The 20,600-nt window shown below is 42.8% G+C and carries 20 protein-coding genes; 16 read left to right on the forward strand and 4 right to left on the reverse strand.

Annotation, left to right across the window (positions count from 1 at the left end; translation table 11 throughout):
* Nucleotides 1–40 precede the first annotated feature (40 nt).
* Nucleotides 41–1,783, reverse strand: coding sequence for an ABC transporter ATP-binding protein (locus JOC33_RS11950; RefSeq protein ID WP_205092753.1), 1,743 nt, complete (start codon nucleotides 1,781–1,783; stop codon nucleotides 41–43).
* A gap of 353 nt (nucleotides 1,784–2,136) precedes the next feature.
* Between JOC33_RS11950 and JOC33_RS11955 the strand changes: the two genes are divergently transcribed.
* The 3 genes from JOC33_RS11955 to JOC33_RS11965 all read left to right on the forward strand — a co-directional run bounded on the left by JOC33_RS11955 (nucleotide 2,137) and on the right by JOC33_RS11965 (nucleotide 3,547).
* On the forward strand, nucleotides 2,137–2,301 hold the full coding sequence (locus tag JOC33_RS11955) for a hypothetical protein (RefSeq protein ID WP_205092754.1): 165 nt from the start codon (nucleotides 2,137–2,139) through the stop codon (nucleotides 2,299–2,301).
* 116 nt (nucleotides 2,302–2,417) lie between these two features.
* Nucleotides 2,418–3,023 (forward strand): cupin domain-containing protein, encoded by a 606-nt coding sequence (locus tag JOC33_RS11960; protein WP_205092755.1) that lies wholly within the window; start codon nucleotides 2,418–2,420, stop codon nucleotides 3,021–3,023.
* Between the two features lie 80 nt (nucleotides 3,024–3,103).
* Nucleotides 3,104–3,547 carry an Hsp20/alpha crystallin family protein gene (locus JOC33_RS11965; RefSeq protein ID WP_205092756.1) on the forward strand — a complete coding sequence of 148 codons (444 nt, stop codon included), beginning with the start codon at nucleotides 3,104–3,106 and terminating at the stop codon, nucleotides 3,545–3,547.
* 342 nt (nucleotides 3,548–3,889) lie between these two features.
* Here JOC33_RS11965 and JOC33_RS11970 read toward each other — a convergent pair whose 3' ends face one another.
* Nucleotides 3,890–5,638, reverse strand: a complete 1,749-nt coding sequence (locus tag JOC33_RS11970) for an ABC transporter ATP-binding protein (RefSeq protein WP_205092757.1) — start codon at nucleotides 5,636–5,638, stop codon at nucleotides 3,890–3,892.
* A 115-nt stretch (nucleotides 5,639–5,753) separates the two neighbouring features.
* Between JOC33_RS11970 and JOC33_RS11975 the strand changes: the two genes are divergently transcribed.
* The 13 genes from JOC33_RS11975 to JOC33_RS12035 all read left to right on the forward strand — a co-directional run bounded on the left by JOC33_RS11975 (nucleotide 5,754) and on the right by JOC33_RS12035 (nucleotide 18,202).
* Nucleotides 5,754–6,077 carry a nucleoside triphosphate pyrophosphohydrolase gene (locus JOC33_RS11975; RefSeq protein ID WP_205092758.1) on the forward strand — a complete coding sequence of 108 codons (324 nt, stop codon included), beginning with the start codon at nucleotides 5,754–5,756 and terminating at the stop codon, nucleotides 6,075–6,077.
* Between the two features lie 146 nt (nucleotides 6,078–6,223).
* Nucleotides 6,224–6,547: an ArsR/SmtB family transcription factor gene (locus JOC33_RS11980; protein ID WP_205092759.1), complete on the forward strand. Its 324-nt coding sequence runs from the start codon at nucleotides 6,224–6,226 to the stop codon at nucleotides 6,545–6,547.
* A gap of 702 nt (nucleotides 6,548–7,249) precedes the next feature.
* Nucleotides 7,250–8,230: a LacI family DNA-binding transcriptional regulator gene (locus tag JOC33_RS11985; RefSeq protein ID WP_205092760.1), complete on the forward strand. Its 981-nt coding sequence runs from the start codon at nucleotides 7,250–7,252 to the stop codon at nucleotides 8,228–8,230.
* A gap of 43 nt (nucleotides 8,231–8,273) precedes the next feature.
* Nucleotides 8,274–9,602, forward strand: coding sequence for an ABC transporter substrate-binding protein (locus JOC33_RS11990; protein ID WP_239534165.1), 1,329 nt, complete (start codon nucleotides 8,274–8,276; stop codon nucleotides 9,600–9,602).
* Nucleotides 9,603–9,683: 81 nt separating this feature from the next.
* Nucleotides 9,684–11,006, forward strand: a complete 1,323-nt coding sequence (locus JOC33_RS11995) for a carbohydrate ABC transporter permease (RefSeq protein WP_205092761.1) — start codon at nucleotides 9,684–9,686, stop codon at nucleotides 11,004–11,006.
* Between the two features lie 12 nt (nucleotides 11,007–11,018).
* Nucleotides 11,019–11,846 (forward strand): carbohydrate ABC transporter permease, encoded by an 828-nt coding sequence (locus tag JOC33_RS12000; RefSeq protein WP_205092762.1) that lies wholly within the window; start codon nucleotides 11,019–11,021, stop codon nucleotides 11,844–11,846.
* Nucleotides 11,847–11,864: 18 nt separating this feature from the next.
* Nucleotides 11,865–12,587, forward strand: coding sequence for a ThuA domain-containing protein (locus tag JOC33_RS12005; protein WP_205093080.1), 723 nt, complete (start codon nucleotides 11,865–11,867; stop codon nucleotides 12,585–12,587).
* A gap of 21 nt (nucleotides 12,588–12,608) precedes the next feature.
* On the forward strand, nucleotides 12,609–13,652 hold the full coding sequence (locus tag JOC33_RS12010; protein WP_205092763.1) for a Gfo/Idh/MocA family protein: 1,044 nt from the start codon (nucleotides 12,609–12,611) through the stop codon (nucleotides 13,650–13,652).
* 27 nt (nucleotides 13,653–13,679) lie between these two features.
* Nucleotides 13,680–14,648 (forward strand): sugar phosphate isomerase/epimerase family protein, encoded by a 969-nt coding sequence (locus JOC33_RS12015; RefSeq protein WP_205092764.1) that lies wholly within the window; start codon nucleotides 13,680–13,682, stop codon nucleotides 14,646–14,648.
* A gap of 62 nt (nucleotides 14,649–14,710) precedes the next feature.
* Nucleotides 14,711–15,754, forward strand: a complete 1,044-nt coding sequence (locus tag JOC33_RS12020; RefSeq protein WP_205093081.1) for a Gfo/Idh/MocA family protein — start codon at nucleotides 14,711–14,713, stop codon at nucleotides 15,752–15,754.
* 252 nt (nucleotides 15,755–16,006) lie between these two features.
* The gene (locus tag JOC33_RS12025) at nucleotides 16,007–16,672 is read left to right on the forward strand and encodes a sigma-70 family RNA polymerase sigma factor (RefSeq protein WP_239534194.1); all 666 of its coding nucleotides are present in this window, start codon (nucleotides 16,007–16,009) and stop codon (nucleotides 16,670–16,672) included.
* Between the two features lie 23 nt (nucleotides 16,673–16,695).
* Nucleotides 16,696–17,277 carry an ATP-dependent Clp endopeptidase proteolytic subunit ClpP gene (gene clpP, locus JOC33_RS12030; protein ID WP_338054524.1) on the forward strand — a complete coding sequence of 194 codons (582 nt, stop codon included), beginning with the start codon at nucleotides 16,696–16,698 and terminating at the stop codon, nucleotides 17,275–17,277.
* 145 nt (nucleotides 17,278–17,422) lie between these two features.
* The gene (locus JOC33_RS12035) at nucleotides 17,423–18,202 is read left to right on the forward strand and encodes an acetoin reductase (RefSeq protein ID WP_205092767.1); all 780 of its coding nucleotides are present in this window, start codon (nucleotides 17,423–17,425) and stop codon (nucleotides 18,200–18,202) included.
* A gap of 143 nt (nucleotides 18,203–18,345) precedes the next feature.
* On the opposite strand, the gene JOC33_RS12040 is transcribed toward JOC33_RS12035, so the two are convergent.
* Together JOC33_RS12040 and JOC33_RS12045 are read right to left on the reverse strand one after the other, a co-directional pair.
* Nucleotides 18,346–19,053, reverse strand: a complete 708-nt coding sequence (locus JOC33_RS12040; protein WP_205092768.1) for a metal-dependent hydrolase — start codon at nucleotides 19,051–19,053, stop codon at nucleotides 18,346–18,348.
* 141 nt (nucleotides 19,054–19,194) lie between these two features.
* Complete coding sequence (locus JOC33_RS12045) at nucleotides 19,195–20,481, reverse strand: hemolysin family protein (RefSeq protein WP_205092769.1); 1,287 nt, start codon at nucleotides 20,479–20,481, stop codon at nucleotides 19,195–19,197.
* Nucleotides 20,482–20,600: the final 119 nt, after the last annotated feature.

A 20,600-nucleotide genomic window follows, 5' to 3' on the forward strand; every position in this document is an offset into this window, starting at 1 on the left:
CCGAACAATGTTGAAACATTGTTCGGCGATTCTATCCCGGTTAAACTTGAACTTCAAACTGTTTGGAATATAACTTTGCATAAACACCATTTTGTTTAAGTAACTCACTATGTTCGCCTTGTTCTGTTATACCATCCTCTGTGAGTACGATTATTCGTTCTGCATTTTGGATAGTGGATAAGCGATGGGCTATAACTAAGGTTGTGCGTCCCTTTGCCAAACACTCAAGTGATTCTTTGACCGCACGTTCACTCTCATTATCCAAGGCACTGGTAGCCTCATCAAGAATGAGTATAGGTGGATTTTTCAAAAACACACGTGCAATGCTGAGCCGCTGTTTCTGACCGCCGGAAAGCATGACACCCCGCTGTCCAATCTCAGACTGGTAACCATGTGGTAAACTCATGATGTAATCGTGTGCATTAGCACGTTTGGCTGCTTCGATGATTTCTTCCTCGCTTGCTTCTGGTCTGCCATACCGGATATTTTCTATTACTGTACCCGAGAAGAGGTAAACGTCCTGTTGAACAATACCAATACTGTTCCTTAAAAATGGTAAATCAAGATCGCGCACGTCCACACCATCCAACAGTACTTTCCCTGCTGTCACTTCATAAAAACGAGGGATAAGAGAACTCAACGTCGTTTTTCCCACACCGGAAGTGCCGACTAAGGCTACGTACTCCCCTGGCTCTATTTGAAGGGATAATTGATTGAAAACATCACCGAGATAATCCTCATAGCAGAAGGAAACATTTTGGAATTCGATCTTTCCCTGCACGGATGCAAGCACAACTGCTTCCGGACCATTTTCAATGGAAGGTCTGATATTCTTAATTTCCATGAAGCGCTGAAACCCGGTAACTCCTTCTTGAAACTGCGTACTCATGTGGGTAATCCGTTGCATAGGTTCAATCATGAACCCGATGTACAGCAGGAAGGTGATTAAATCCGCCAGGTCAAGTTTTGCGTGGACTATCTGCGCCGCCCCATAAATGACCACAGTGACTGTAATCAGCTGGATGAAGGTTTGAGTTCCGTTAAAGAAGTATGCTTCAGCTTTATAGGTCTCTTTCCTGCTCTTCAGGAAACGTTCGTTTTCGTGGTTGAACTTCTTTATTTCCAGCGGTTCGTTAGCGAAGGACTTGACGACCCGAATTCCTGCCAGGCTGTCTTCTACCTGAGCGTTCACATCCCCGATACGCTCCTTATTGTTCGTTAGTGCCCGATTCAAAACTTTATTGAAATACAGTGAAAAGAAACCAAGAACAGGCAGAAAGCAGAAGACGGCAAGAGTCAAAGGAGTGTTGATGAAAAACAGAATCACGAACGCTCCAATGAAACGAACGAAATATTTTATATAGTCTTCCGGACCATGATGATACAACTCGGAAAGCAGAAGCAGATCATTTGTGATCCTGGTCATGAGCTGCCCGGTCTTTTCCTTGTCATAAAAGCTGAAAGGAAGTTTTTGCATATGAGCAAACAGTTCACTTCTCAAATCACTTTCCATCCTTGCCCCAATTTCATGGCCTTTATAATCGACAACATAGTTTCCGAGGTTTTGAACAGCAACTAAAATAATCATCAGTAAGCCGACCCAGTAAACATCGGACATCGCCGTTGAGAGATCTCCTTCCAGTACATCTTTAGTCACGTAACGTACTAAAAGCGGGAACACCAAGGTCAAAGCTGAAACAACAAAAGCGCATGCCAACACCGCTGAAAAAACTTTTACATACGGTTTATAATACGAAAGAAATTTTTTTACTGGAAAATCCATACGTTACCCCTTTTGTGTTGTTAAGCTAAACACATATAAGGGGGACCACTGTTAAAGGTTAATCAGGAGTACCACCCTTATATATTCGGACGGTTTGCTTTATCGTATTTTTCATCTAAAATTCCTCCTTGTAGATTGTTATCTATATTGTAAACGATTTCTTAAGTTAATGGACAGTTTTTTTGGAGAGCATAGAACAGATGATGAAAAGTGTAATTCGTCATCGCAGCCATGAAAGAAGGCTGAAAACTACATAGGACGAAATACAGCGATCCTTTAAGATACCCTGCTGAACAGTGTAGAACTGGCAGAGAAGGTTTTAACATATGTATATATTAGAAAGGAATTGTGAAATGAAAGTTCTGTTTAATATCACCATCATATTATTCATTAGTTTTTTTCTGTTTGCTTCAGGCTTGCTGGATGAATTTATGAGCGACGGGGATTTTGTAGAAATATTGACTATCGCAAATTTTATCATACTCGTTTATATCCTTTACCTGCTCAAAAAAACTTAGTTGAAGTTTAGATAATCCTTCTAAGTTTAAATTTCACATTTTCTTCTTTTTCCCATAAGATGACTAGGTGAATGCCTGGTTTTTTGCAAATTTATGATGGGAAGGGCTGACACTAAATGACAAATGATATTGATTATACTTCTCCTTCTGCTCATTTCAAATTTGATATGAATAATAGCACTTTGTTCAAAAAGGATAACCAGAACTTTATTAATATTCTCGGTATTAAGCAGTTAAACACACTCCAAAATACTTCGCTTCTTGATATTTACTTAAGTAAGGGAAATGTCGTTGAACCACATTATCACCAGAATGCAGCAGAGCTCGTTTACGGAATTTCTGGAGCAGCGACAATTTCCATGCTGAACCCCAATACAAAACAATATCTCCACTATTCCATCACTCCGGGCCAGGTCGTTAACGTTCCTCAGGGATGGTGGCACTACGAGATTGCAAATGCTGACAATACCCACCTTCTCGCCATATTTGATGCACCGACACCGGAAGTAGTATTGGGATCGGACATATTAAAATTCACACCAGCGAGTATTATGGCTCATACGTATTGTATGGATGAAGCCCAATGGAAACAAACCACAGCCCCAATACAGCCAACCACCTATATCGGACCAAGCTGTTCCACTAACCAGCAGAGCCCTGCTCACACCTATCATACTCCACCTCATGTTTACCAACGTTATGTACCATATCCTTTTTATTAAAACTGGTGAAGTGTCCGTAGCATTTTCATACATGCGACATAGGCTGATAGCAGATAAAAGAAAAAAGGGGGAAGATATCAATGAGTTCGGAAAAAAACAAATTCCCGAAGCTGTTTGATGATACCTTCTATGATTTCGTGCGGTCAGTGGACAGTTATTTCGACAAATCCTTTAAGCAGCTGCACCACATCCTCCACCGACAGATGTTTCATGTGGAGGTGTATGAAACCGACTCCCATGTAGTAGTGGAAGCGGAATTGCCGGGATACAAGCGGGAACAAATTCAAATCGAGCTTCTGGGAAATCGTATGCGAATTGCGGTGAAACAGAATACGATGACGGAAGTGGTAGACGATAAGAACAATAATTATCACAATGAACAATCACAGGAACATATAGAACGGACGGTAACTTTGCCGCACGCTATTAATGAAAAAGATGTAAAAGCGACTTTCCAGGACGGTCTGTTGAAAGTTATCACACCAAAATCAAACCGCCCTACCAGGTATATCGACATTGATTGAAACCATCTCAGGCCCTTCAGATAGTGGAGGGCCTTTGGGTGGTTTTTTATACATTAGGGAAGCATAAAATTTTGCAAAGAAGTTTTTCGGCGTAGTGAAAATTTTAAAGTTCCAAGTATAAGAAAAACTCGCATGCACGAAAAGAGCAGTGTATGCGAGTTTTTCTAATCTGGGTATTAAAACAGGTCGGGGGTGAACAAGGCGCTTCCGCTTTAACTTCCTCCAGCTGCAGCGCCTACCCCTCGAGGTCTTAAGTCAATCCTCTCTGTGACAAAGACCATCACGGCGAGGCTTGTCTTAAGCTGGTCGGGGGTGTACAAGGCGCTTCCGCTTTAACTATTATCAGCTGGAATCTTGAATTCGTAATTGTTGTTTTGCAAAATTGCGATATAGCTGGTGGTTGTTGAATAGTTCTTCATGGCTTCCGATTCCTGTTACTCGGCCTTTCTCCAGGAAAACTATCTGCTCGGCATCAACAATTGTGGAGAGTCGGTGGGCGATCACCAGGGTTGTCCGTCCATTCATCAGGTTCTTCAATGCTTGCTGTACTACGATTTCCGACTGGCTGTCCAGACTGGATGTCGCTTCGTCAAGCATGAGAATCTCTGGATCTCGCAATAACGCCCTGGCTATAGCAATTCGTTGTCTTTGCCCACCGGATAATTTGCCCCCGCGTTCGCCAACCTCTGTTTCATATCCTTTTGCCAAATCCACAATAAAATCGTGAGCATATGCCATCTCAGCTGCAGCTATCATCTTTTCTTCAGTAATATCGCTATCAAGTCCATAAGTCAGGTTCTCCCTGATCGTGCCTGCATAGATTGGACTGTCTTGTGAGACATAGCCTAGCATTTTTCTCCAGGATGAAAGAGAATAGTTGGAGATTGGGACCTTGCCGTAGCGGATTTCTCCTTGAAGGGGCTTATAGTATTGTTCGATTAACGAGAAAAGTGTCGTCTTCCCGCTTCCGCTGGGACCGACAATTGCTGTAACTTCCCCTTTAACTGCAGTAAATGATATTTCATTCAACACAATTTCCTCTGGAGAATAACCAAAAGTTAATTTATCCACCAAAAGAGCCTGGTCATAGCTTTCCAACTGACTTCCTTCACTCAGATCTTCCTCATCCAGCGAAAGGATGTCCAATACTTTTTCTGTCGCACCGATCGTTTTCTGAAATTGAGTTGCAAATACAACTATCTGAGTGATCGGCATAATGATTTGGAATAGGTAAATGAAAAAGGCGGCCAATTCTCCGGCTGTCATCGCTCCGGAAGTGACCCGGACACCGCCAAAGCCAATGATGAGTACCAATACGACTATGATAAGGGAAGAAACTAGCGGGGACATGAGTGCCTGGATGACGCCTTCTGTCAAACCCAGTCGGTAAAGCTTCATGATTCCGGATTTTCCTTTGACATACTCTCGTTCTTCCGCATTTGAAGCTTTAACAAGACGAATCTCCGAAATGACGCGTGTCAGGTTTGCGGAAAAACTGGCCGTTTCTGATTGTAGATCACGGGAAATAGCGGCCATCTTCCTGCCAATTGGAATTAAGAAAAGCAAAGCAATTGGTATGATTGAAAACATTACCAGCGTAAGTGGCCAGTCCAAATAAAACAGAATCACAATCGCGCCGAAGACAGAAATGATCCCTGTGACAAAGCCGGTAAAATGCTCCGTAATCAAATTTTTAATTATAGCGGTGTCATTCGTCATCCGGCTGACCGAATCCCCGGTTTCATGTGAATCATAGTATGGGACAGGCAGAATGAGCAGCTTTCTCCAGAGTCGCTTTCTGAGAGAGGCAATAATATGCTGGCCGACTCGTGCTAATATATATACAGAAATCCCCCCGGCAATTGCCTGGATGAAAAAAGCTGCTACAATCCCAGTAATTACTGTTTTATTCAAATTATCCAAATCAAAATTGTCAATCAGCCGGCTGGCTAACAATGGAATGGCAAGCCCGGCGATTGTAGTCAACAAACTGAGAAAAAGTGCTGAACTGAATAATAGCTTTGGTGGTTGTGTTGCTTTGACTAAATCTACAAGTTGCATCCATTTTTGTTTTTTCTTAGTCGAATTCATGTATGTACCCCTCTTTACATTCATTTATCAGGAAGTAAAGGACAGCTGAATTGTCGGTTAGACCTTTGTTATACTTATAATTAACTACTTAAGTTTAAGTATAGGGGAGATGAGCTTGCCAGTATATAAAAAATTAGTCAGGGACCGTATACCAGAAATTATTGCGAAAACAGGAAATTCCTTTAAAGCAAGAACCTTGGATAAACCCGAATATGTGGAATCTCTTAAAAGGAAGCTGCAAGAAGAATTAGATGAATATTTAACTGCAGGAACTGATGAAGAAGCGCTTGAAGAGATGGCAGATTTGCTGGAATTAATGGAGGTACTAGCTGAACTTCATAATAGTTCAATTGATGAGGTTGAAGAAATTCGAAAAGAAAAGGCAGAGAAACGCGGTTCCTTCAGAGAAAGAATTTATCTCATCGAAGTGGAAGATTAATAGCTGAAAAGTAGACGATTAGTTGAGCAAATTCAAATGGCATAGGGGATATTTTATAAGGAAGCCAGACTAGAGCAAGGGTATTTTATTTGTGATTTTTTATATATTCCATTGACGGAATATTCCGTTAGGAGTATATTTGATTTATGGAAAAGATATTAAATGCTCTGGCAGAAACAAAACGAATGGACATCATTAAACTTTTGCGTGAGGGGCCACTTACTGTCGGCGAAATTGCTGATAAGCTTGAGCTTCGACAACCACAAGTATCTAAACATCTCCGGGTATTGAATGAAGCAGGATTTGTCGAGGTGCAGCCGGCGGCCAATCGCAGAATTTATAAACTCCGAACTGAACCTTTACAAGAGCTCGATGAATGGCTGGATCAATTCAGACACACGTGGGAAGACAGGTTTGAAAGATTGGATGATTACCTGATTGAGCTGCAAGAGAAGGAAAAGGAAGACTAGGAAGCTTCGTTGGTTAAGTCATATGTGATTCACGAATGTGATTGGAGAGACCATTTTTTTAGGAGGAGGAAAAGGACTGGCTGAATTGAAATCACAAGTGGAAGCCGCGACCTGGTAATCGAAAGAATTTTTAATGCGCCACGGGAACTGGTTTTCAAACTCAGATGGAGAACATATTGCAAAATGGTGGGACCAAAAGGCTGGACTTCTCCTCAATTTAAAGGCCTCGATGAATATTTGTGTGAACTCCAATAAACATATTCTCAGGACTGTCCTGGCAGAGGGCAGTCCTTTTTTGATTTTTGTTGTACAAAGGGCTGCCACATGTCAGCCTCCGCCACATAACGATAAAATTAGACATTTTATTTCATAGGAATATGAACTGAACTGGGGAAAAAGTTTCAATAAAAAATGAGAGGAGCAATGAAGATTCTAGCCCTTATATACTGCATTAATATCCAATTTATCCCATAAAACGTCATATTTAGTGTTGAATCTCAAAAAAATTAGACAAATTTTCTTTTTTCTGTTGATAATTTTCTGAATCTTATTTACAATCCAAGTATGAAATCGATTTCACGACCACTTTATTAACGCACTTTATTGGACAAATTTTTTTGGAAGGATATGAAATCGATTTCAAGTGATCATCCGTCATAGGAAAGACCTAGGGGGTGTTTATGGAGAGGGAGGTAGTCTCGATTGGCGACAATTAAAGATGTGGCTGATGCGACAGGGTTATCCAGATCAACAGTATCCAGGGTGATCAACCGTCATCCGTATGTCGCAAAAGAGAAGAAGCTATTGGTAGAAGAGGCAATGAAGCAGCTCGGGTACACGCCGAATTCACTGGCGCAGCGTCTCAGGAAGCGAAAGACGGAAACGATTGCGGTAATTGTACCACGAATCGCCAATCCATTTTTCAGTCAGCTGGTTGAAAGCATGGAAATGGTTGCAGGAGAACATAATTTTCAGTTGGTAGTTTGTCAGACTAACAATAATAAACAGCGAGAGCTTAAATACTTAAATTTAATAAAGACAAAACAAGTGGATGGAATCATTCTTACTTCGATTGACAATGATTGGGAAGTTATTAAGGAATACACCAATTATGGCCCGATTATTTTTTGTAACGAATATGATGAGAATGCTGGAGTACCGACTGTAAAACTCGACCAATTCAAAGGCGGTTATATTGGGACAACCCATTTAATTGAACGAGGGTACACAAAGGTTGCTTGCTGTTGTGGTTTTTTTAATTCTTCGCTGACTGATGATCGCATACACGGTTACAGAACTGCCCTGAAAGAAAGAGGGCTTCCTTTCCGAGACGAATGGTGCCGTACCAATGCATTTTCCATTGACGACGGAAAACGGATTTTACGTGACCTGATGCACCTGGAAGAACCGCCTGATGCTGTTTTTACGGGCAGTGACGAAGTGGCAGCTGGGATGATCAAGGAGGCAAAGCAGCTAGGTGTCGTAATCCCCGAGGAGTTCGGTGTACTTGGCTTTGACGATCAACCGATTGCAGAATTGATGGAGCCAGGGATTACCACTATCCATCAACCTGTCAAAGAGATTGGAAAGAAAGCAATGGAAATCATGCTTTCCTATGATTCGAAACCGTTGAACGAAATTGTAGAATTACCGTTACATTTAGTCGTGAGAGGTTCAACGTAATTTTTTATGAAATTTGAATGATAACAAATAAGGGGGAAACTAAATGAAGAAATGGAAATTAAGCATGTTCGTAATGGTGTTTTTGTTGATGCTTGGGGTCATGACTGCATGTAATTCAGGCAGCTCTGGCAGTTCGGATGATTCCAGCGGAGACAGTGGATCGGAAAACACAGAAGCAGAAGGCTCTGAAGGTTCTTCGGAAGAAGTTACGATCACTTATGCACGTGGTAAGGATGCTACTGGTGCAACTGATGCTATCATCAAAGCTTTTGAAAAGGAGCACCCGAATATTAATGTGGAATTACGTGAAATGCCGACCGATAGTGGTAAACAGCATGACGCTTATGTAACCGCATTCAATGCAGAGTCCTCTGAAATTGACGTCCTTGATATTGACGTTGTATGGCCAGCGGAATTTGCTCAGGCGGGTTATGTGTTGCCACTTGATCGTTTCATCAAAAAAGACAATGTAAATCTTGATATGTACAACGAAGGTGCCTTAAGTGCAGCCCAGTTTAAAGGGAAGCAATGGGCGATGCCGAAGTTCATTGATGCTGGTATGTTGTTCTATCGCACGGACATGGTAGAAGAGCCACCGAAAACTTGGGATGAGCTCATCTCCATGGCAAGCAATCTTCAAGGTCAAAATGGTACGGAATTCGGTTACTTGATGCAGGCGAAGCAGTACGAAGGTCTTGTCTGTAACGCGATTGAGTTCATCGCTGCATATGGTGGGGCAATCGTCAATGAAAAAGGTGAAGTTGTTGTCAACAGCCCGGATACCATCCAAGGTTTGAAAAAACTAGTTGAGGTTGCTACATCTGATTTTGTACCGCAAAACATTACTACATTCACGGAAGTGGAATCCCACACATCCTTCATTGAAGGAGAGTCTCCATTCATCCGTAACTGGCCATATCAGTTCTCCCTTGCTAACGATGAAGAACAATCTGAAATCGTTGGAAAAGTAGGGGTAGCACCTCTACCTGCAGGTGATGAAGGCAGCGCAGCAGCACTTGGCGGCTGGATGACTGCTATCAGTGCATTTTCTGAGAACAAACAGGCAGCTTGGGAATTTGTTAAGTTCATGACTGGTAAAGAAGGTCAGAAGATCGATGCAATCAAAGGAAGCCACGCACCAACTATTCCTGAATTGTATGAAGATGAGGAAATCATTTCAGCAACTCCTTTCTTCGGGGAAGAAGGTTTTGTACAAGCATTAAACGCTGCTGTATCCCGACCGGTCGTACCTAACTACCAGGAGGTTTCTGAAATCATTCAAATCCACGTTTCAAAAGCTATCAATGGCGATGTGACAGTGGAGGAAGCCGTTAAGAGCATGGAAACAGAATTGAAAGAAGCATTGAAATAGGTCGACAGTAACAACACAATAGCCTTCAATTGTTTGGAGGCTATTGTCCATTTTTCTACGACACTAAAAGGGGGGACATGAATGGGAGACAAGGAGAAGAAGAAGCAAGTAAAAAAGGATAAGAACCCTGATCGTAAAGCAGCCTATCTGCTGATAGCTCCGTCCTTGCTGTTAATTCTGGTCATCGCCATTTACCCGGTTATCCAGTCATTTTATTTTAGTTTGTTCGATTTGAGGTTGAACAGCCCAACTAAATCTTCTGTCCACTTAGACTACAGCATTAACCTTGATACGTATCTGCAGTATTATCCATTTTTAGTAGATGATTTAGACAGTACGATAGAAGATACGAGCGGTCCTGTGAAAGAAGGGCTGACCGATGTCAAAGAGGATCTGGAGTCACTCGATCAGAATATCCAGGAAGACACCGGCAAGACCTATGAGGAAGTTAACAACATCCTGAATAACTTCGAGACCCCTTCCAGTGAGTTAGCGATGGTGGATATCACCAATGAAACCGCTGACCAGTTCGAAGAGACAATTAAAGAAATAAATACCGCTCTTACTCAATTGAAGGGTACAGATGAAATCGAGAACTTCAGCGAAATCCAGGGGCTGGCATCGGGACTTCAGGGTGCGATTATCGAGCCGAACTTCATCGGCTTTCAGCACTATCAGAACCAGCTGACGGATCCGAGGATGTGGTCCTCGCTTTGGACGACAGTTTACTTCACGATTATCTCTGTTGCCATTGAATTTGTCCTTGGGCTGGCAATTGCTTTACTAATCAACAAGGCATTCTTCGGGAGAGGGCTTATCCGTGCGACTGTCCTGATTCCATGGGCCATTCCGACTGCGGTCTCGGCGATGATGTGGAAATTCCTATATGATGGGCAAAACGGGATCGTGTCCAAATTTTTCATGGAGCTTGGCATTATCGACAGTATGAGTACGCTATTGTCGACCAATTTCGGTGCGATGTCATCAGTCATTCTATCTGAAGTTTGGAAAACTACGCCTTACATAGCGTTGCTTTTGCTGGCGGGACTACAGGTCATCCCTAAATCCTTGTATGAAGCAGCTTCCATTGATGGTGCTGGTAAATGGAAACAGTTCATCCATATTACTATGCCGATGCTTCGTTTAAGTATTTTGGTTGCAGTATTGTTCCGTACCCTTGATGCATTCCGTGTCTTCGATTTAATCTACGTACTGACTGGCGGTGGACCTGCGAACTCGACAGAAACGATTTCCATTCTCGCATATAAAGTCATGTTCGCCCAGACAAACTTTGGGGCAGGTTCGGCACTTGCGGTTATCGTATTTATCTGTGTCGCCATCATTTCGATGATATTCGTCAAAGTATTAGGATCCGATCTACTGCCAGAAAATCAAGGGAAATAAGGGGGGAGAAGCATGAACAAGAAAGCAGGACCGCTGTTTTACATCTTTTTGGTTATCTTCGTATTCCTGGTGATGTTTCCGTTTATCTGGGTATTCCTTACCTCGATCAAGCCGCCATCTGAAATTTTTGGTGACAAGGCGTTCGCCTGGTTTACAGACAGTCCGACATTGAAAAGTTATGCATCTGTATTTTTCGATCATCCGTTTTTGATTTATTTGAAAAACAGCTTCATCGTATCAACGGCAACGACAGTTTATACAGTATTCGTGGCATCGTTTGCTGCCTATGCTATCGCTCGTCTACAATTTCGCGGAAAAGCAGTCATTCTTGGACTCGTGTTGTCCGTGTCCATGTTCCCGCAGATTGCAACGTTATCACCAATTTATATCATCTTAAAAAATATCGGTCTGACCAACAGCTATCTTGGTCTGATCATCCCATATACTACTATCACTCTTCCGCTTTCCATCTGGATTTTGGTCGTATTTTTCCGGAAAATCCCTCATGATCTGGAGGAAGCCGCGAAAATTGATGGGGCAACCTTGATGCAGACATACTGGAAAATCATTTTTCCGTTGGCTGTGCCTGGCATGTTCACCACTGCCATTTTGGTTTTTATCGCTGCCTGGAACGAATTTTTGTATGCATTCGTTATCAATACAGAGGTTGCATATAAAACTGTTCCGGTAGGTATTGCTATGTTCCAGGGCCAGTACACGATTCCGTGGGGGGAAATCAGCGCAGCAACCGTTGTCGTTACCATTCCCCTTGTCATTCTGGTACTTGTTTTTCAAAAGCGAATCGTTTCCGGACTTACTTCCGGTTCCGTAAAAGAATAGCTTAAAGAAGGAGATTTAATTATGAATATAACTGTATGGAACGAAAACAGACATGAGCAGACAAACCAGGTGGTCCGGGATGTTTATCCGGATGGTATACATGGGACCATCGCCCAATTCTTAGAAAAAGAAGGACACCAAGTCCGGACAGCAACCCTGGATGAAGAAGAGCATGGATTGACCGAAGATGTCCTTCATTCAACCGACGTCCTGTTGTGGTGGGGACACCAGGCGCACGAAGAAGTGAGCGATGAAATCGTCGAACGGGTGAAACAGCGTGTCCTCGATGGTATGGGGCTGATTGTATTGCATTCCGGACACTTTTCTAAAATATTCAAGACGCTGATGGGAACTACTTGTGATTTAAAATGGCGCGAAGCGAATGAAAAAGAACGCCTGTGGGTTGTGGATCCAAGCCATCCGATTACAGAAGGAGTCGGGGAATTCATAGAGCTTGAAAAAGAAGAGATGTATGGGGAACATTTCGATATCCCTGCGCCGGATGAACTGCTGTTTTTAAGCTGGTTCGAGGGTGGAGAAGTTTTCCGCAGCGGGTGTACATACCGTCGCGGTCAGGGGAAAGTTTTCTATTTCCGTCCAGGGCACGAAACATATCCGACTTATCATAATCCCGAAATACAGCGTGTCATCGCAAACGGTGTGCGCTGGGCAGAACCTGTGAAACAAGAAAAACCTGTGTATGGTAATGCGAAACCACTGGAAACAATTGGTTCCAAATAAAAACCGAGAGGAGAAAGAATAATGACAGTATTGAATATCGGCGTCATCGGTTGTGGCAGTATCGCTAAGCACCGCCACTTACCTGAATACGCCAATGAAGAAAATGTGAAAATTGCTGCCGTCTGTGACATTGTCGAAGGACGTGCGGCGGAAATGGCTGAAACTTATGGAGCTAAGCCTTATGTTGACTATAAAGGACTTCTCCAGGATCCATCCATTGATGCAGTCAGCGTCTGCCTGCCGAACTCTTTGCATGCACCAGTGTCGATTGCTGCACTTGATGCCGGCAAACACGTCTTATGTGAGAAACCGATGGCAACATCCAAGCAGGAAGCAGAGGATATGATCACAGCAGCTGAACGTAATGGAAAGAAACTGATGATTGCCCACAATCAGCGTTTTGTGAAATCTCACCAAAAAGCGAAACAGCTGATTGAAAGCGGGGAGTTAGGAAAGATATACAGCTTCCGCACGACATTTGGACACGGCGGTCCGGAAGGCTGGAGTGCAGATGGCAAAGACAGCTGGTTCTTTGACCGCGAGAGGGCTTTCATTGGTGCAATGGGAGACCTGGGGGTACATAAGTCAGATCTGATCCGCTATCTCCTTGGTGAAGAAATCAAGGAGGTCGCAGCCATGGTGGAAACAAGTGCCAAAGAAAATACCGATGTGGATGATAATGCGGTCTGTGTCCTGAAAACGGAAAGTGGCACGATTGGGACATTGACGGCAAGCTGGTCTTATGTTGCCGATGAGGATAACTCAACCATTATTTATGGGGAAAAGGGAATCCTCCGACTGGAAGACGATCCTGTGAATTCTCTGGTTGCGCAATATGCTAATGGTGATGTCGTCAAATATGAATTGGGACAAATCCAGTCAAACGATGAAGGGGGACAGACATCCTCTCATGTGATTGAAAATTTCGTTAACTGCATTGTAAGTAATAGACCTTCACCAGTTTCCGGTGAAGAAGGAGCCAGATCCCTTGATGTGATTCTTGCTGCTTTAGAAGCAAATGAAACAAAAAGTGTTGTGACTACCAATCTAGTAGTCCAACGATAAATTTTATTATTAAGAAAGGATGGTTAGATGAAATTAGGAGTTTTTACTGTATTGTTTTCCGATAAGTCATTCGAGGATATGCTGGATTATGTGAAGGAATCTGGTCTCGATGCGGTGGAAATCGGTACTGGCGGAAATCCGGGCAATGCACACTGTGATTTGGATGGACTGTTGGAAAGCGAAGGCAAACGGAAGGAATTCATGGATGCCATCAACTCTCGCGGGTTGACGATAAGCGCGTTTAGCTGTCACGCCAACCCAATCTCCCCGGATGAAGCTTATGCCAAGGACTCTGACGAAACATTTAGAAAAACAGTTCGCTTGGCTGAAATGCTTGACGTTCCTGTAGTCAATTGTTTTTCCGGTACAGCCGGTGGTCATGAAGGGGCGAAATACCCGAACTGGCCGGTAACGCCTTGGCCTACGGAATACAGTGACGTGCTGAAATGGCAATGGGAAGAAAAGTTGATTCCTTACTGGAAGGATGCTGGGAAATTCGCCGAAGAACATAACGTGAAAATCGGACTTGAGCTGCATGGCGGCTTCCTCGTCCACACCCCGTATACGATGCTGAAACTGCGCGAAGCTACTTCACCTGCAGTAGGGGCTAACCTTGACCCGAGCCATCTGTGGTGGCAGGGAATCGATCCTGTTGCAGCGATTAAAATTTTGGCTAAAGAAGGAGCTCTGCATCACTTCCACGCCAAGGATACGTATATCGACCAGGATAACGTCAACATGCATGGCTTGCTCGACATGCAGCCGTATGGCGATGTAAAAACACGGGCTTGGACGTTCCGCTCCGTCGGCTGTGGTCACAGCGTCCAGGAGTGGTCGGACATGATCAGTGCCCTGCGTACGTACGGCTATGATTATGTCGTCAGTATTGAACACGAAGATCCATTGATGTCGATCGACGAAGGCTTCCAAAGAGCCGTTTCCAATTTGCAATCTGTATTGATCAGAGAAAAGCCGCCAGAAATGTGGTGGGCTTAAGAAAGAGCACTCCGGACCTTAGCTTCCGGAGTGCTCTTTGGACATAGAAGGAGGACAGGATGATGACAGAGAAACTTAAAGTAGGAATCATTGGGGCTGGTGGAATAGCCAAAGGGGTTCATATTCCGAATTATATGAAATGCGGAGATAGAGTCGAGATTGTGGCTATTGCCGATGTAATCAAGGAAAAAGCTGATCACTATGCGGACGAATTTTCGATTGCTCATAGTTTTGGAGATTACGAAGAAATGCTTCAGACAGTTGAACTTGACGCAGTGAGTGTATGCACCCCGAATAAATTTCATGCAGAAGCTACTATTGCTGCACTTGAAGCAGGATGCCATGTATTATGTGAAAAACCGCCTGCCATCACAGTAGCTGAAGCTGAAGATATGGCAAAGACTGCCGAGAAAACTGGAAAACTGCTGACCTATGGACTTCATTATCGCTATGCGCCAGAAGTAGTTACATTGAAAAGATTCATTGATGGCGGGGAGCTGGGCGATGTCTATGCTTCCCGTGTCAATGCCATACGCCGTCGTGGCATTCCGGGCTGGGGCGTTTTTACCAACAAAGAGCTTCAGGGTGGCGGGCCGCTGATTGATATCGGCGTCCATATGCTTGATACTGGACTATATCTCATGGATTTCCCGGAACCAGAAACCGTTCTCGGCTCTGTATACCAGAAGCTTGGTAAACGTAAAGGAGTCGGGCTGATGGGAAGCTGGGATTATGAGAATTTTTCTATTGAAGATATGGCCCGTGCCATGATCCAATTTAAAGATGGCTCATCTATTATGCTTGAAACAGCGTTCGCAGCAAATGTAGAAAAGCACGATGTTATGAACGTGTCATTGATGGGGGACGAAGGGGGAGCAGATGTATTTCCGTTAAAAATTTTCCAGGAAAAACACGACACATTGATTGATACATCCCCTGCGTACCTTCCTAAAAAAGGAAATCATGAACTATTGATCGAGGAATTCGTCAACAGCTGCCTGACAGGTAAAAAACCTATCACCACACCAGACCAGGGAGTGGTGCTTCAAAAACTGATCACAGCAATATACCAATCAGCTGAAACAGGCGAGGCTGTAAAATTATAAATATTTTAGACAAAGCGCGATCCGATGTGGGTCGCGTTTTTGTATGGCAGACGCTTTGTTGAGAGTAATGGAAGCTTACAGGGAGAAAGCAGCGCTGGATTGAGAAGAGTCAGGGAAACCTATACTTGATTTAACGTATTTTTATAAAAGGAGTATATAATAAAAAGTAATACAAAATTTATTTACCCGTATCTTTTCTGCCACAAATTCCGTTATAAGGGTGAGAGGATAAAAGGAGTGATAAGTGTGCGCATGGGCCCAGGCACAAAAAAAGTATCCAATGGTAATGATGAACAGGTAGAGGAACTTGTTCCAAAGTTATATCAATATTGTCGTTTTCTCGCCAAAGATAAGTGGGAAGGGGATGATATCGCCCAGGAAGCGATTACAAAAGCACTAATTCATTATCGTGACCAGAATAAATGGAGTGCATCGCTTTTGAAAAAAATCGCTTATCATATCTGGGTGGATCGTATCAGAGATAAACAGCGGGAAAAAACGGCCATAGATGATATGAGACAAGTTGGAAATGAAAACGATAGTCACGGTTTGTGTGAAGAGTTGTTGGAGAAGCTGGCAAAGCAGCTTACGCCCAAACAGCTTGTAACCTTTGTGTTAAAAGAAGCTTTTCAATATAAAATTTCCGAAATCGCTGAACTTCTTAAAATGTCTGAAACAGGAGTAAAAGCATTGCTGAACAGGGCGCGATCCCGGGTGAAAAATGTATCCGAATACAGTAATGAGATATTCTGGAAAGAAGAAAATTACAGGCTTCTTTATCCAGCTTTAGTGGAAGCGATATCCTTACAAGATCCAGACATTCTTCTCAAGGTTGCTCTTGAGATTTTCAAAGAGTTTCCTATTTCGAACAATGTATTTTCTCACTCTCCTTCCAGTATCCTCTCACTTGCATCATAACTATGGATGAGGGAGGAATAATGGTGAACACCATTCCTTATGTGATTGAGCAGTCGAACAAGGGTGAACGTTCATATGACATATTTTCACGTTTGTTAAAAGATAGAATTGTCATGGTCAGCGATGAAATCAATGATCATATGGCAAATAGTATCGTAGCACAACTGTTGTTTTTGGCAGCGGATGACCCGGAAAAAGATATTTCTCTTTATATCAACAGTCCTGGCGGCTCAACTACCGCCGGTTTCGCGATTTATGATACCATGCAGTATATTAAGCCGGATGTGCAGACGATCTGCACGGGCATGGCAGCATCATTTGGTGCCATGCTGTTACTGGCAGGGACCAAAGGAAAGCGTTACGCACTTCCGAACAGTGAAATCATGATTCATCAGCCGTTAGGAGGCGCAAGAGGGCAGGCGACTGATTTAGAGATATCAGCGAAAAGGATTCTCAAGCTCCGCAGTCATATAAATGAAATCATTGCAGAGCGAACCGGGCAGCCAGTTGAAAAAGTTGCCGTTGATACCGATCGTGATTACTTCATGAGCGCGGAAGAAGCCAAAGAATATGGGATTATTGACGAAATTATTAAAAAAGGTTGAATAAGTAAGGAGCTGAGTATATTCAGCTCCTTTTTACATGTGACTATAAGGTTGTGATACCTGGTAAGATCCTTCCATAATTGTACGTTTTTCAGGAAAGGTATATGGGAAAGTTTTATATGTAAGTCTAAAAAAGGAGGTATCCATGTTGACAGAAAAGAAAGTTGCCGTCATCACTGGGTCTGGCCAAGGAATCGGAAAAGGCATTGCAGAGCGATTGGCGAACGATGGATTTGCTGTGGTAATCAACGATGTCAATAAGGAAACCGCGGAATCCACTGCTGAAGAACTAAGAAATCAGGGTAAAGAATCTTTGGCAATCCAAGGAGATGTCAGTAAACGAGATGATCAGTTTTCTTTAGTGAAACAGACGGTGGAAGAATTCGGTCACGTGGATGTTTTCGTCAATAATGCTGGTGTTGACCAGGTAGCACCGCTGTTGGAAGTCACAGAAGAAGATTTAGAAAAGATATACCGAATTAATGTGTTCGGAACTTTATATGGATTACAAGCTGCTGCAGAGCAGATGAAAGAGCAAGAGGGTAAAGGGAAAATCATAAATGCCTGCAGTATTGCCGGCCATAAAGGTTATGAGTTGCTGGGTGTTTATTCTTCAACAAAATTTGCTGTCCGCGGGCTGACACAGACTGCTGCACAGGAACTGGCCCAGTTTAATATTAACGTAAACGCTTATTGCCCTGGCATTGTAGGAACTTCCATGTGGGATCGCATTGATGCTAAAATGGTTGAATATATGGATCTCGAGCCAGGCGAAGCTTTTGAAAAATTCTCTCAAAGTATTACTTTAGGCAGAACAGAAGAACCAGAAGACGTTGCTAATTTTGTATCTTATTTAGCCTCCTCTGATTCTGACTATATGACAGGTCAATCGGTCATGATTGATGGCGGTATAGAATTCAGCTGATAGGCAAGCAACAATAAGGGACCTTCCGAGAAGGATGGTCCCTTTCTTTATGTCGAGCCACTGCTATTTTAAGGCAACCCTATAGAACCTTGGGAAGTATCCAGTGCGAAAGGGAAGATGAGTCGCTCAGCAAAGATTAAAAGTTACGGTGTCGGCCGTATGTCCTCTGTTAAAATCTTACTGGATCCAATATACGTATTCCCTTGAATCAGTGTCGTTTTTGTATCAATGGAGAATTTCCATTTGATTCCTATGCCTGGAGCGGGAGTGGTGATGATCTGCTGGATGCTTGTGTGTGAAAATTTTTCTGCTAATGCATTTTCCAACGTGACCTTAGTATAAGATTTGACTCCAAGCCCTAACGCAATGATAAGAAAGCCCCCTGCCATCACGGCAGTTGTTCTTCTATTAAACAGCCGGAAGAGCACAAGGAAAAGTAAGATGGCGATCAGCCATATGTCTTTTTTAATCAATGTAAATGACAAAGCCTTTTCCGTAAACGGGTAAAACAAATGTGCTCCGTTTCCTATAAAATCAATAGTAATTCCACCTAACAATAATACCGCCATGATTCCTATCCAGAGACTCGCCAATGAGAAATTCAGCAATTTCCTTGTACCATAAGCGAGGACTAACCCGATGAATGGTACAAAAACCAAAGAATGGGTGAAAACGAAACCGAACAGTTTTGGAAAATCAAGCGTAAACACAAAGATAGCACCTAATGCCATAGTCGTAAAATGTTGTTTTTGACCGCTATCTTTGCTGCTAAAAAAGATATCCATGACTAGCGCACCTGTAAGGGCATGTAAAATACTTGATGGAATATGTTCAATCATTATCTGAAACATTGGCTTTTTCCTTCCTTCTAGGTTAGTGACTGTAATAACTAGTTCACGTTGTCAGGGAATGGTAAACATCGATATTAAAAAGGCCCCCTGCATTCAGCAGGAGACCTGGTATATAAACGTTCATCGCTTAGGTGCAATATTCTAGGCATCGGCCCAGGCTATGACCTTACGTATCTGGTTATCCTCAATTTTTAATACTTTGAAATGGAAAGAATCATCGGACACCACTGAGCCTTCGTGGGCATCGACGTTATGGTTTAATATCCAGCCCGAGATGGTATCTATATCCCCGTTTTCCAAATCTATCTCAAAGTAATTATTAATATCTGAGATGGAAGTTTTTCCATCTAACACAAATGTACCGTCTTCTTTTGGGGTAATATCCTGTTCTTCTTCCTCATCAAATTCATCACGGATGTCACCGACAATTTCTTCGATGATATCTTCTACAGTAACAATCCCTGCGGTCCCTCCGTATTCATCCGTTAATACAACTAAATGCGTATTTTCCTTCTGCATACGAATAAGCAGGTCGTGGATTGGAATGTTTTCAAATACTTTTATGACAGGATGGACGAGGTGCCGAAGTGATTCCAGCTGGTCCCAGTCTTCCTGAAAAATCTCTTTTATATGAATGACCCCGATAATGTGGTCTTTGTCATCCTGAATAACAGGGTATCTGGTAAAGCGTTCCTTCTTCAGAAAGTTTAATGACTCTTCCACCGGGTCTTCGATATCTATAACAGATATTTCTGTTCTTGGTACCATAATTTCTTTCGCGGTACGGTTGTCAAATTCAAAAATACGGTCCACATACTCATACTCAGACTGATTGATTTCCCCTTTTTCATAACTTTCCGAAAGGATGTGTCTCAGTTCTTCCTCTGAATGGACTTCATCAGATTCACTGGCAGTCTGATAGCCGAGCATACGAATCAGCATGTTGGCCGAACCATTTAACAGCCATATTAAAGGGTACATCAGCTTACTGTATAGAATCAACGGTTTTGCCAGCAGAAGTGTAATGTTTTCTGCTTTTTGAATGGCAAGAGTTTTTGGGGCAAGCTCACCTAACACCACGTGCAAAAAAGTGATGATGAAAAACGCAATGGCAAAGCTGATGGTATGAGATACTCCCGAAGGTAAGTTGAATTGTGTCAACAAGGGGTGGAGCAGATCTTCTAAAGTCGGTTCCCCTAACCACCCCAGTCCCAAGGCAGTAATCGTGATCCCCAATTGGCAAGCGGACAAATAATAGTCCAGGTTGTTTGTCAATTTAAGGGCATTTGCAGCTTTCTTATCTCCTTCTTTTGCTCTGGCTTCCATTTTCGTTTTTCTTACTTTCACAATCGCAAATTCGCTTGCAACGAAAAACGCTGTCAAAACAATCAACAGCACAACCGCTGCAAGCTTAATCGACGTATCCATTAACGTATCCCCTTCATTTTTTAAAAATAGGTGCTCTGCACCCACTATTTATTTTATCTCATATCTGGGTAAATGACTATATAACTGCATATCAGAAAATTCAACAGTGATCGCTTTCA

The organism is Thalassobacillus pellis (assembly GCF_016908295.1).
Lineage (GTDB): Bacteria > Bacillota > Bacilli > Bacillales > Halobacillaceae > Thalassobacillus > Thalassobacillus pellis.